Genomic DNA, 12,861 nt, shown 5'->3' with positions numbered 1-12,861 from the left:
CGTTTACTGTCGGGTCATGGACGGCACTGCACCGAAGGCCTGCGAGACCTCCGCGCGGTACGAGAACGGCTCGGCCGGCTCGGCGTACGACTCCGCTGCGGCCGAGCGCTGGGCGCCCGAACCCGACAAACGCCCCGGCCGCACCGCCTTCCAGCGCGACCGCGCGCGGGTGCTGCACTCGGCCGCACTGCGCCGTCTGGCGGGCAAGACCCAGGTCGTCACGCCCGGCACGATCCCCCAGGTCCTCGGTCTCGCCCGTCCAGGGGGGACCCTCGTCGAGACCTGGGACGCCAGCCCCCGCACCCGGCTCACCCACTCACTGGAGTGCGCCCAGGTCGGTCGTGAGCTGGGCGCCGCCCTCGGCTGCGACCCCGACCTCGTCGAGGCCGCCTGCCTCTCCCACGATCTGGGCCACCCGCCGTTCGGACACAACGGCGAACAGGCACTGAACGAGTTCGCGCGGGACTGCGGCGGCTTCGAGGGCAACGCCCAGTCCCTGCGCCTGCTCGCCCGCATCGAGCCCAAGCGGTTCGTACGGAGCGAGGACACCGGCGATTTCGTCAGTGTGGGCCTGAACCTCACGCGCGCCGCCCTCGACGCCGCCACCAAGTACCCGTGGCCGCGCGGCGCCCACCCCACCGACCCGACGTCCCGGAAGTTCGGGGTCTACGAGGACGACCGCCCCGTCTTCGACTGGGTCCGCAAGGGTGCCCCGGGCCACCGCACCTGCTTCGAGGCCCAGGTCATGGACTGGTCCGACGACGTGGCCTATTCGGTGCACGACTTCGAGGACGGCCTGCACGCCGGGCACATCGACCCGGGCTGTCTGCACGCCGACCCCGAGCGCGAGGCCGTCTTCGCCGTCGCCCGGGGGCGGTACGTGCCCGCGGACACCGACCCGGAGGAGCTGGCGGAGGCCCTCGACCGGCTGCTCGGCCAGGAGTGGTGGCCGAGCGGCTACGACGGATCCGCCGTCGCCCAGGCCCGGCTCAAGGACGCCACCAGTCAGCTCATCGGCCGCTTCTGCCTGGCCGCGGAGGGCGCCACCCGGTCGGCGTACGGCAGCGGGCGCCTGACCCGGTACGCCGCCGAGCTCGTCGTCCCCGCGGACGCCCGCACGGAGTGCGCGGTCCTGAAGGCGGTCGCCGACCTGTACGTGATGCAGCGTGCCGAGCAGGAGCGGCTGCGGGCCGACCAGCGCGTCGTGGTCGCGGAGCTGGCCGCGGCCCTGACCGAGCGGGCACCCGAAGGGCTCGATCCGCAGTTCCGGGCGCTGTTCCAGGAGGCGGCCGACGACCGTGCGCGCAAAAGGGTCATCGTCGACCAGATCGCCTCGCTCACGGATGCCTCGGCGCGGTCCCTGCACGAGCGGCTGACGGGGCGGACCTGAGCCGGACGTGATCGGGAGTGGCCTGATCGGGCCACTCCCCCTTCCCGCTGCACGCTGCGTGCGGGACGCTCGCATATGGCGACATCATTAAGAGGAGGCATCAAGTGGTCGACGCGGATCAGACATTCGTCATCGTCGGAGGAGGTCTTGCCGGTGCGAAGGCGGCCGAGACACTCCGCGCGGAGGGCTTCACCGGCCGCGTGATACTGATCTGCGACGAACGGGACCACCCCTATGAGCGGCCGCCCCTCTCCAAGGGGTATCTGCTCGGCAAGGAGGAGCGCGACAGCGTCTTCGTCCACGAGCCCGCCTGGTACGCGCGCAACGACGTCGAACTGCATCTCGGCCAGACCGTCGACGCCATCGATCGCGGCGCCAAGACGGTCCGTTTCGGCGACGACGGCACCCTTGTCCACTACGACAAGCTGCTGCTCGCGACCGGTGCCGAGCCCCGGCGCCTCGACATCCCGGGCACGGACCTCGCCGGCGTGCACCATCTGCGGCGTCTCGCCCACGCCGAGCGTCTCAAGGGCGTTCTCACCTCGCTGGGCCGCGACAACGGCCATCTCGTGATCGCGGGTGCCGGCTGGATCGGTCTGGAGGTCGCCGCCGCCGCCCGTGAGTACGGCGCCGAGGTCACGGTCGTCGAACACGGGCCGACCCCGCTGCACACGGTTCTCGGCCCCGAGCTGGGCAACGTCTTCGCCGAACTGCACCGCGAGCACGGCGTCCGCTTCCGCTTCGGTGTGCGGCTCACCGAGATCGTCGGCCAGGACGGCATGGTGCTGGCCGCCCGCACCGACGACGGCGAGGAGCACCCCGCGCACGACGTGCTCGCGGCGATCGGTGCCGCGCCGCGCATCGGGCTCGCCGAGGCGGCGGGCCTGGAGATCGCCGACCGCGCGCAGGGCGGGGGCGTGGTGGTGGACGAGCAGCTGCGCACCTCCGACCCCGACATCTACGCCACCGGCGACATCGCCTCCCTCCACCACCCCCTCCTCGGTACCCGGCTGCGCGTGGAGCACTGGGCGAACGCGCTGAACGGCGGCCCGGCGGCGGCCCGCGCGATGCTCGGGCGCGAGGTCACGTACGACCGGCTGCCCTACTTCTTCTCCGACCAGTACGACCTCGGGATGGAGTACTCCGGATGGGCGCCGGCGGGGTCGTACGACGAGGTGGTGATCCGGGGCGACGTCGGGAAGCGGACCTTCATCGCCTTCTGGCTGAAGGAGGGGAGGGTGCTGGCGGGGATGAACGTCAACGTGTGGGACGTCACAGAGCGAATTCAGGACCTGATCCGGTCGAGGTCCGTCGTGGACCAGGAGGCCCTGGCGGACCCGGGTGTGCCGCTGGAGAGCCTCGTCCCGTGATCCGGAGGCCGCCGTCCGCGGCCCGCGTGCCGTGATCCCCCCGGGGCAGCGCGTCTGCCGTGCGGCGGGCCGGCCCCGGCGGGGGCCGGCCGTCCCGCCCCAGGAGTGTCGGTCCTGCCCCGTAGAATCACCTCGTGGCAGGACGGATCAACGACGAGGACGTGAAGGCGGTACGGGACGCGGTCCCGATCGACGCCGTCGTGTCCGAGTACCTCCAGCTGCGCAACGCCGGCGGCGGCAACCTCAAGGGCCTGTGCCCGTTCCACGACGAGAAGTCCCCGTCCTTCCAGGTCAGCCCGAGCAAGGGCCTGTTCCACTGCTTCGGCTGCCAGGAGGGCGGCGACACCATCACGTTCGTGATGAAGGTCGACCACCTCTCCTTCTCCGAGGCGGTCGAGCGCCTCGCGGCCCGCGCGGGCATCACGCTGCGGTACGAGGAGGGCGGGTACAACCCGACCCACCAGCGTGGCGAGCGCATCCGGCTCGTCGAGGCCCACCAGCTGGCCGCCCAGTGGTACGCCGAGCAGCTCGACGCCGGACCCGAGGCCGAGGCGGGGCGGGCGTTCCTGGCCGAGCGCGGCTTCGACCAGGCCGCAGCGGTCCACTTCGGCGTCGGCTACAGCCCCCAGGGCTGGGACCACCTCACCCGCTACCTGCGGGGCAAGGGCTTCAGCGACAAGGAACTGCTCCTGTCGGGACTGTCCCAGGAGGGCCGGCGCGGCCCCATCGACCGGTTCCGCGGTCGGCTGATGTGGCCGATCCGCGACATCGGCGGGGACGTCGTCGGCTTCGGCGCGCGGAAGCTGTACGAGGCGGACAACGGGCCCAAGTACCTGAACACCCCCGACACGGCGATCTACCGGAAGTCCCAGGTCCTCTACGGCATCGACCTGGCGAAGAAGGAGATCGCGAAGTCGAGCCGGGCGGTCGTCGTCGAGGGCTACACCGACGTCATGGCCTGCCACCTCGCGGGTGTCACCACGGCCATCGCCACCTGTGGCACGGCTTTCGGCGGCGATCACATCAAGATCCTGCGCCGGCTGCTGATGGACAACGGCTCGGCACGGGTGATCTTCACCTTCGACGGTGACTCGGCCGGCCAGAAGGCCGCCCTGCGCGCCTTCGAGGACGACCAGAAGTTCGCCGCCGAGACGTACATCGCGATCGCGCCGGACGGCATGGACCCCTGCGAGCTGCGTCTGGCCAAGGGCGACGACGCGGTCGCCGACCTGGTCCAACCCCGGACACCGCTGTTCGAGTTCGCGCTCCGCCAGATCCTCGGCCGCTACGACCTGGAGACCCCGGCCGGGCGCGCCGCCGCGCTGGACGAGGCCGCGCCGGTCGTCGCCCGCATCAAGAACAGCGGTGCCCAGCACGAGGTCGCGGTGCAGCTCGCGGGCATGCTCGGCATCCTCGACACCCAGTTCGTGGTCAAGCGGGTGGCGCAGCTCGCCCGTTGGGCGCGTGACCGGGGCGGCCGGGGCCCGGCGCCGGCCGGGCACCGTGCCCCGCAGTCCTACCAGGCGGCCTCCCGCCCGGCGGCGACGGGCCCGGCGCTGACCCTCCGCAACCCGGTCTACGCGACCGAGCGCGAGCTGCTCAAACTCGCCCTGCAGAGGCCGGAGCTGGTCTCTCCGGCATTCGACGCGTACGGGGTCGACGAGTTCACCGCGCAGCCGTACGCGGCGGTCCGCGAGGCGATCCTGGAGGCCGGCGGCGCGGAGTACGGCGCGCAGGACCCGCAGGAGTACCTGGTCCGCGTGCGTGAGGCGGCCCCCGACGACACGGTGCGCGCCATGGTGACGGAACTGGCGGTCGAGGCGATCATGCTCCGCAAGGAGGTGGACGAGACCTACGCGGGCGCCCAGCTGGTCACGGTCCGCCGCCGTGCCGTCGAACGCCGCGTCCGCGACGTCCAGAGCACGCTGACCCGCCTGGGCGCCTACGCCGACCCGGCCCATCTGTCCGCCGTGCAGAACGAACTGTGGGTGCTGCAGCAGTACGACCAGGCGCTGCGGGAACGCGGGGCGGCGGCGCTGTGAGCGCCGCCGCGCGGAGTGCGCAGCCCTCCGGGGCCGGCTCGGGCGCGGTGATCCCGAGGTGGTCGAGGATCGCGGACCGGCCCGCGGCCAGGGACCGTGACACCGTGCCGTGCCCGGCGAGGACCCGGCCCTGCTCGACCTGACCGGCGAGGTCGGGCGTCGTGGCCTGCCGTTCCACGACCTCGTCCACGCGTGCCCCGGGTGCCTCGGGACGACGCCGCAGTTCCTCGTTCTCGCTCGTGTGCCCCAACTTCCCCGATGCCCCCGGTTGTCCGGTGTGATGGTCGAACGACCTGAGTAACCGGCCGGTCACGCACCGGACGCAAAAAGTGGACGCACGCCCCTCGTGGCAGCGATGTGTCGTACCCCACACTGGGGTGCGGTGCCTGAGTCCCCGGAGCGCGGCCGGCCCGCCCATGGCGGGTCCCACACCCCCGCGATTCCGCTCAACGACTACGGGATGGCCGGCGGGCGGACCACCGGCCCCATCCCCGACGTACCGCTGCCGCATGCCTCAGCAGCGACATTCCTGGAGGTCGCCCCCGTGCAGACCCAGACCCTCACACAGACCGACATCCGTACGGACGAGCCGGATGTGGAGACCGACGTCCTCGCGGGGGTGCCGCCGCAGAGCCGGCCCGCGCACCACCCCGAGACGGAGGACGAGCCGCAGGAGCCGCCCGAGATCGAGGAGCCACCCGCCGGTGAGGTCTCCGAAGCGCCCGAGCCCGCCGAACCGCTCCGCGGCCGCGCCGACACCAGCGGGCCCTCCTCGGACCTGTTCCGGCAGTACCTGCGCGAGATCGGCCGCATCCCGCTGCTCACGGCCGCGGAGGAGGTCGAACTCGCCCGCAGCGTGGAAGCCGGTCTGTTCGCCGAGGAGAAGCTCGGCAACACCCCCGACCTGGACACCGAACTCGCCCTGGACCTCGACCGGCTCGTGGTCATGGGCCGGGTCGCCAAGCGCCGGCTCATCGAGGCCAACCTGAGGCTCGTCGTGTCGGTCGCCAAGCGCTACGTCGGACGCGGGCTGACCATGCTCGACCTCGTCCAGGAGGGCAACCTCGGCCTGATCAGGGCCGTCGAGAAGTTCGACTACGCCCGCGGGTACAAGTTCTCGACGTACGCGACCTGGTGGATCCGCCAGGCGATGTCCCGCGCCCTGGCCGACCAGGCCCGCACCATCCGCGTCCCGGTCCATGTCGTCGAGCTCATCAACCGGGTCATCCGGGTCCAGCGCCGCATGCTCCAGGAGCGCGGCTACGAGCCGACGCCGGAGGAAGTGGCCACCCACCTCGAACTGCCCGGCGAGCGGGTCAGCGAGGTACTGAGGCTCGCCCAGGAACCCGTCTCGCTGCACGCGCCCGTGGGCGAGGAGGACGACGTGGCCCTCGGGGATCTCATCGAGGACGGCGACGCCGCGAGCCCGGTCGAGTCCGCCGCGTTCCTGCTGCTCAGGGAGCACCTGGAAGCGGTCCTCTCCACCCTCGGCGAACGGGAGCGGAAGGTCGTGCAGCTGCGCTACGGGCTGGCCGACGGCCGCCCCCGCACGCTGGAGGAGATCGGCCGCATCTTCGGCGTGACCCGTGAGCGGATCCGCCAGATCGAGTCGAAGACGCTGAACAAGCTCCGCGACCACGCCTTCGCCGACCAGTTGAGGGGCTACCTGGACTGAAAGGGGACCGCCCGCACGGGGCGGTCCCCCCGGAATCAGTCGACCTCGGCCACCGCCTGGGCGAACTGCGCCTTGTACAGCCGCGCGTAGGCGCCGTCGGCGGCCAGCAGCTCGCTGTGCGAGCCCTGTTCGACGATGGACCCGTTCTCCATCACGAGGATCGTGTCCGCGTCCCGGATGGTCGACAGCCGGTGCGCGATGACGAAGGACGTCCGTCCGTGCGCCAGTTTCGCCATCGCCTTCTGGATCAGGACCTCCGTCCGGGTGTCCACCGAACTCGTCGCCTCGTCCAGCACCAGGATCACCGGGTCTGACAGGAAGGCACGCGCGATCGTGATGAGCTGCTTCTCACCCGCGCTGACCCCGGTGCCCTCGTCGTCGATCACGGTGTCGTAGCCGTCCGGCAGCGTGCGGACGAACCGGTCCGCGTGCGCCGCGCGCGCCGCCTCCTCGATCTCACCGCGCGTGACCTCGCGCGCGGCACCGTAGGCGATGTTCTCCGCGATCGTGCCCCCGAACAGCCAGGTGTCCTGGAGCACCATCCCGATCGAGGCCCGCAGCTCGTCCCGGGACATCTTCGCGATGTCGACCCCGTCGAGCGTGATTCGTCCGCCTCTGACCTCGTAGAACCGCATCAGCAGGTTCACCAGCGTGGTCTTCCCGGCGCCCGTCGGGCCGACGATCGCGACCGTGTGCCCCGGCTCGACCTTCAGCGACAGGTCCTCGATGAGCGGCTTCTCGGGGTCGTACCGGAACGACACGCCCTCCAGCGCGACCCGCCCGCGCAGTTCCCGCGGCCGCAGTCCCTCCTCGGGGTCCGCGTCCTGCTCCTCCGCGTCCAGCAGCTCGAAGATCCGCTCCGCCGAGGCGACACCGGACTGCACGAGGTTCGCCATCGACGCGACCTGCGTCAGCGGCATCGAGAACTGCCTCGAGTACTGGATGAAGGCCTGGACGTCACCGATGGACAGGGCACCGGACGCGACCCGGAGACCACCGACCACGGCCACCAGCACGTAGTTCAGGTTCGACACGAACATCATCAGCGGCTGCATCACACCGCTGTTGAACTGCGCCTTGAACCCGGCCTCGTAGAGCTTGTCGTTCTGCTCCGCGAACAGTTGGGCCGACTCCTCCTGGCGTCCGAACACCTTCACGAGCGTGTGCCCGGTGTACATCTCCTCGATGTGCGCGTTGAGCGCGCCGGTCGTGCGCCACTGCTGAACGAAGTGGGGCTGCGAGCGCTTGCCGATCCGCGTGGCCACGACGAAGGAGAGCGGCACGGTCACCAGGGCGACCAGCGCCAGCAGCCACGACACCCAGAACATCACGATCAGCACGCCCACGATGGTCAGCAGCGAGTTGATGAGCTGCCCCATCGACTGCTGCAGCGTCTGACCGATGTTGTCGATGTCGTTGGTGGCGCGGCTGAGCACCTCGCCGCGCTGCCGCTTGTCGAAGTACGACAGCGGAAGCCGCGACAGCTTCGCCTGCACCTCCTCGCGCATGCGGTAGACGGTCTTGTTGATGGCCCGGTTGGAGAGCCGGGTGGAGACCGCCATCAGCAGACCGGCGAACAGGAAGGCGACTAGGGCGAGCAGCAGGACCCGTCCCACGGCGTCGAAGTCGATGCCCTTGCCGGGGGTGAAGTCCGTGCCGGAGAGCATGTCGGCCATGCCGCCCTCGCCCCGCCTGCGCATGGACTCGAGGACCTGCTCCTTGCTCATGCCCGCCGGCATCTGCCGGCCGATGATGCCGGCGAAGACGAGGTCGGTCGCCCTGCCGAGGATCTTCGGGCCGATCACGGACAGCCCCACGCTCAGCACACCGCAGACCAGCATCGCGATCATGAGGGTGCGTTCGGGCTTGAACAGCGACAGGAGCCGCTTCCCGGACCCCTTGAAGTCCATCGAGCGCTGGTCCGGGCCGCCCCCGGCCATCATGCGTCCCATGGGCCCGGCCATCAGGCAGCCTCCGCTTCCGTGAGCTGGGAGAGCACGATCTCCCGATACGTCTCGTTGTCCGCCATCAACTCGTGATGGCGCCCGGTGCCGACGACCCGGCCCTCGTCGAGGACGACGATCCGGTCGGCGTCACGGATGGTCGCCACCCGCTGGGCGACGATCACCACCGTCGCCTCGGCGGTCTCCTGTGAAAGCGCCGCGCGCAGCGCCGCGTCGGTCGCGTAGTCGAGCGCGGAGAAGGAGTCGTCGAAGAGATAGATCTCCGGGCGCTGGACCAGAGTGCGGGCGATCGCGAGGCGCTGCCGCTGGCCGCCCGAGACGTTCGTCCCGCCCTGGGCGATGGGGGAGTCCAGACCGCTCTCCAGTTTCGACACGAACTCCTTGGCCTGCGCCACCTCCAGCGCGTGCCACAGCTCCTCGTCGGTCGCGTCCGGATTGCCGTAGCGCAGATTCGTGGCGACCGTGCCCGCGAACAGGTACGGCTTCTGCGGGACGAGCCCGACCGTCTGCGCCAGCAGCTTCGGGTCGATCTCGTGGACGTTCACGCCGTCCACGAGCACCTCGCCCTCGGTGGCGTCGAAGAGGCGGGGCACCAGACCGAGCAGGGTCGACTTGCCGCTGCCGGTGGAGCCGATGACGGCGGTGATCTCGCCGGGCCGCGCCACGAGGTCGATGGCCTTGAGGACCGGCTCCTCGGCACCCGGGTAGCGGAACCCGGCTTCGCGGATCTCCAGGTGGCCGTGACGCCGCAGCTCGGACACGGGTGCGAGGGGCGGAACGACGCTCGACTCCGTGCCGAGCACCTCCTCGATGCGCTCGGCACAGACCTCCGCGCGCGGCACCATCATGAACATGAAGGTGGCCATCATCACGGACATGACGATCTGCATGAGGTAGGCGAGGAACGCCGTCAGATCGCCGATCTGCATGCCGCCGCTGTCGATGCGGTGCGCGCCGAACCAGACCACCGCGATGGAGGAGAGGTTCACCACCGTCATCACGATGGGGAACATCAGCGCAAGCGTCCGGCCGGTCTTCAGGGACACGTCCGTGAGCTCGGTGTTGGCGCCCCGGAAGCGGTCCTTCTCATAGCCGTCGCGGACGAACGCGCGGATGACGCGGTTGCCGGTGATCTGCTCGCGCAGCACCCGGTTCACCGTGTCGAGGCGGACCTGCATGCTGCGGAACAGCGGCCGCAGCCGGCGCACGATCAGCGTCACGGAGATGCCGAGCACCGGCACGACCGCGACCAGCACACCGGACAGCGGCACGTCCAGACCGAGCGCCAGGACGATGCCGCCCACGCACATGATCGGCGCCGACACCATCAGGGTGAACGACAGCAGGACCAGCATCTGCACCTGCTGCACGTCGTTCGTGGTGCGGGTGATCAGCGACGGCGCCCCGAAGTGGGCCACCTCGCGGGAGGAGAAGGACTGCACCCGGTCGAAGACGGCGGCCCGCACGTCCCGGCCGAGGGCCGACGCGGTACGGGCGCCGAAGTAGACGGCGCCCATGTTGCACAGGACCTGGCCGAGAGAGACCGCGATCATCAGACCGCCGAAGGTCAGGATGTAGTCCGTGTCCCCCTTCACGACACCGTTGTCGATGATGTGCGCGTTGAGGGTGGGCAGGTAGAGCGTGGCGCAGGTCTGCAGCAACTGCAGGAGCACCAGCAGGGTGATCGGGTTTTTGTACGGGCGCAGGTGGGCCCTCAGAAGTCGTATGAGCACGCGGGATCTCTCGGAGTCGTCGGCGGACGGCGTGGCAGCCGGTGCTGCACCACCCCCTATCGTCGAACATTCCACCCGCGTTACCTCAACCGATTTATCCAACGGCGGCTGAACTACTGACCTGGATTCAGTCATGGACCGCGGACGGAGCGGGGCCGGGGCAGGTGGCGTAGCGGACGCACCCGCAGGGGTACGACGCGTGGCGAGCCGTACGACGGAGCCCGCACTAGGCGCGGAACGCCCCCGGATGCGTCTGCTCCCGTACGGACACGTACTGCTGGCGCACGGCCTGGCCCACCGCCAGTTCGTCGCCCGGCTCCAGGACCTGGGCGACCGCGCCCTGCCAGACCGGCGGGGTGCGCGGGTCCTGGGTCCCCTGCGACACGCCGAGGGACCAAGCCGCCTGCCGGGCCGCACCGATCGCCGCGTAGTCGGCCGGCTGGGGCACCACGACCTGCACGCCGAAGAGCGCGGGCGCCGCCGCCTGTACGGCGGAGAGCTCCGCGGCCGCGCCGAGCAGGAAGATCCGGCGGACCTCGACCCCGCGTCCACGCAGTACGTCCAGCGCGTCCGCGAGCCCGCACAGCATGCCCTCGAAGGCGGCCCGCGCCAGGTGCTCGGGCTTCATCGACTCGCGCCGCAGTCCGGCCAGGGTGCCCGCGGTGTGCGGGAGGTTCGGGGTCCGCTCGCCTTCCAGATAGGGCAGCAGGACGAGCCCGTGGGAGCCCGGCGTCGACTTCATCGCGAGGTCGGACAGGCCCTCCAGGTCGGGCACGCCGAGCAGTTCGGCGGTTCCGCGCAGGGTGCGCACGGCGTTGAGCGTGGTCACGACCGGCAGATGCATTCCCGTCGCGTCCGCCAGGGAGGTGATCATCCCGGTGGAGTCGACAAGCGCTTCCGGGTGCACCGCCATCACCGATCCGGAGGCTCCGAGCGAGACGACCGCGTCGCCGAGCCCGATGCCGAGGCCCAGGGCGGCGGCCATGGTCTCGCCGGTGCCCGCGGAGATCAGCAGCCCCTCCGGTGTCGTCCCCGCCGCCTCGGACGGCCCCAGCACCTCGGGCAGCCCGGCCTGGTGCCCGAGCGCCAGCTCCACGAGGTCGGGACGGTAGGCGCCGGTCGCCGCCGACCAGTACCCCGTGCCCGAGGCGCCGCCGCGGTCCGTGGTCCTTCTCACAGGCCGGCCGAGCAACTGCCACACGAGCCAGTCGTGGGCCTGCAGGAGTACGGAGGCGCGCCGCGCATTGTCGGGCTCGGCCTTGGCGAGCCAGCGCAATTTGGTCACGGGCCGAGCGGCCTGCGGCACGCAGCCGACGGCCTCGGCCCAGGCCTGCCGTCCGCCGAGCGCGTCGATGAGGTCGGCCGCCGCGACCTGCGCCCGCTTGTCGCCACCGACCAGCGCGGGCCGCACCGTGGCCCCCTGGGAGTCGAGCGGGACCAGCGCGTTCTGCTGCGACGACACGCCGATGGCCTGCACGCCTTCCAGGAGGCCACCGCCGGCGGCTTCACCGAGGGACAGCAGCCAGGCCTGCGGATCGACGTCGGAGGGACGGCCGTCACCCTCCACCGGATGCGGCGCGTATCCCTGCCTGAGCACGGCGCCCGTTTCCGAGTCGCAGACGACGATACGAGTGAAATCGGGCGAACTGTCCAACCCGGCGACTATCCCCATGGCGGAAATTCTGCCGTACGGAGGGGGCTGGGCGCGCCTCGCCGGGAGGAGTGGGACGGCGCGCCCGGCGCGGCGGATGCCGACGGCCGGCCGGGCGGAGCCTGCGGCCCGGGGCGATCAGGTGTTGCTGGTGCCCCAGTCGTCCTCGACGCTGCCGTTCGCATTCCGTTCACGAAGCGAGCGGACCCGGCCCGCGACCGAGGCGGGCATCCGGTCGCCGACCTTGTCGCTCACGGCGTGGAACGCCTTGCCTGCGATCTCGCGTCCCTGCTGGGCCGCGGTCTCGGCCGTGTTGCGGACAGCCGGGTTCTGCGCGACCTGGCGGGCCGACTTCTTCAGCTGCTCGTACCGTTCTCGCCCGGCCCGTGTGCCCAGCACGTAGCCCAGAAACAGCCCGGCGACGAACGTGAGCCGATAGCGCATGGCGGCCACCCTTCCCTTGCGTCTGCGTCGTCCCTTTGCGTGGGCATCGGTCGTGGGGAGTACGGATTGGCGGAGCACCCCCCTGCTTGCGCTAATGTATGTGTCGCAGCGAGCGCGCGCTCCCTGGCGAATACCCAGGTAGGTACGTTCGATGCAACGATGCATTCCTCCGTAGCTCAATTGGCAGAGCAGCCGGCTGTTAACCGGCAGGTTACTGGTTCGAGTCCAGTCGGGGGAGCTCGGTCCTCCGTAGCTCAATTGGCAGAGCAGCCGGCTGTTAACCGGCAGGTTACTGGTTCGAGTCCAGTCGGGGGAGCGCTGAACGAGGGCCCCACAGGGGTCCTTTTTCATGTCCGCAGGAACCGTCGCCCGCTCGGTGGAGTCCTCAAGGTCATGTGTAGCCGACCATCCGAAGCAGGAGATCGTATGAGCGGCTATGCTGCGGCAGACGGCGCGTACACATGTACGCGACGCGCCGTAACGGGGCGGTAGCTCAGCCGGTTAGAGCAGCGGACTCATAATCCGTCGGCCGTGGGTTCGAGTCCCACCCGCCCCACCGCACGCTACGCGTGGAGAAACGATGCGATCGGCG

The 12,861-nt window shown here is 70.7% G+C and carries 8 protein-coding genes and 3 tRNA genes; 7 read left to right on the top strand and 4 right to left on the bottom strand.

The window, feature by feature from the left end; genetic code table 11:
* The first annotated feature begins 16 nt into the window (after positions 1-16).
* The 4 genes from ADL25_RS32450 to ADL25_RS32435 all read left to right on the top strand — a co-directional run bounded on the left by ADL25_RS32450 (position 17) and on the right by ADL25_RS32435 (position 6,477).
* Positions 17-1,390: a deoxyguanosinetriphosphate triphosphohydrolase gene (locus ADL25_RS32450; protein ID WP_059131460.1), complete on the top strand. Its 1,374-nt coding sequence runs from the start codon at positions 17-19 to the stop codon at positions 1,388-1,390.
* Between the two features lie 104 nt (positions 1,391-1,494).
* The gene (locus tag ADL25_RS32445) at positions 1,495-2,760 is read left to right on the top strand and encodes an NAD(P)/FAD-dependent oxidoreductase (protein WP_059131459.1); all 1,266 of its coding nucleotides are present in this window, start codon (positions 1,495-1,497) and stop codon (positions 2,758-2,760) included.
* Between the two features lie 134 nt (positions 2,761-2,894).
* Positions 2,895-4,802, top strand: a complete 1,908-nt coding sequence (gene dnaG / locus ADL25_RS32440) for a DNA primase (protein ID WP_059131458.1) — start codon at positions 2,895-2,897, stop codon at positions 4,800-4,802.
* Positions 4,803-5,184: 382 nt separating this feature from the next.
* The gene (locus tag ADL25_RS32435; RefSeq protein ID WP_059131457.1) at positions 5,185-6,477 is read left to right on the top strand and encodes an RNA polymerase sigma factor; all 1,293 of its coding nucleotides are present in this window, start codon (positions 5,185-5,187) and stop codon (positions 6,475-6,477) included.
* Between the two features lie 35 nt (positions 6,478-6,512).
* Here the strand turns inward: ADL25_RS32435 and ADL25_RS32430 are convergent, their stop codons facing one another.
* From ADL25_RS32430 to ADL25_RS32415, 4 genes are all read right to left on the bottom strand, one after another.
* Positions 6,513-8,441, bottom strand: a complete 1,929-nt coding sequence (locus ADL25_RS32430; RefSeq protein WP_059131456.1) for an ABC transporter ATP-binding protein — start codon at positions 8,439-8,441, stop codon at positions 6,513-6,515.
* Positions 8,441-10,174 (bottom strand): ABC transporter ATP-binding protein, encoded by a 1,734-nt coding sequence (locus ADL25_RS32425; protein ID WP_059131455.1) that lies wholly within the window; start codon positions 10,172-10,174, stop codon positions 8,441-8,443. The genes ADL25_RS32430 and ADL25_RS32425 overlap by 1 nt, the downstream gene beginning before the upstream one ends.
* Before the next feature lie 226 nt (positions 10,175-10,400).
* A complete protein-coding gene (locus tag ADL25_RS32420) occupies positions 10,401-11,846 on the bottom strand; it encodes an FGGY family carbohydrate kinase (protein ID WP_059131454.1) in 1,446 nt (481 codons plus the stop codon).
* A 117-nt stretch (positions 11,847-11,963) separates the two neighbouring features.
* The gene (locus tag ADL25_RS32415) at positions 11,964-12,269 is read right to left on the bottom strand and encodes a hypothetical protein (protein ID WP_059131453.1); all 306 of its coding nucleotides are present in this window, start codon (positions 12,267-12,269) and stop codon (positions 11,964-11,966) included.
* A 165-nt stretch (positions 12,270-12,434) separates the two neighbouring features.
* Here ADL25_RS32415 and ADL25_RS32410 point away from each other — a divergent pair.
* From ADL25_RS32410 to ADL25_RS32400, 3 genes are all read left to right on the top strand, one after another.
* Positions 12,435-12,507, top strand: a tRNA-Asn gene (locus tag ADL25_RS32410).
* 5 nt (positions 12,508-12,512) lie between these two features.
* Positions 12,513-12,585 (top strand) — tRNA-Asn (locus ADL25_RS32405).
* Positions 12,586-12,751: 166 nt separating this feature from the next.
* Positions 12,752-12,825: transfer RNA gene (locus ADL25_RS32400), tRNA-Ile, on the top strand.
* The last annotated feature ends 36 nt before the right edge of the window (positions 12,826-12,861 follow it).

This window comes from Streptomyces sp. NRRL F-5122 (assembly GCF_001507435.1).
GTDB lineage: Bacteria > Actinomycetota > Actinomycetes > Streptomycetales > Streptomycetaceae > Streptomyces > Streptomyces lannensis.
The sequence above is the reverse complement of the archived record's forward strand: the minus strand, read 5'-3'. Positions and strand labels throughout refer to the sequence as shown.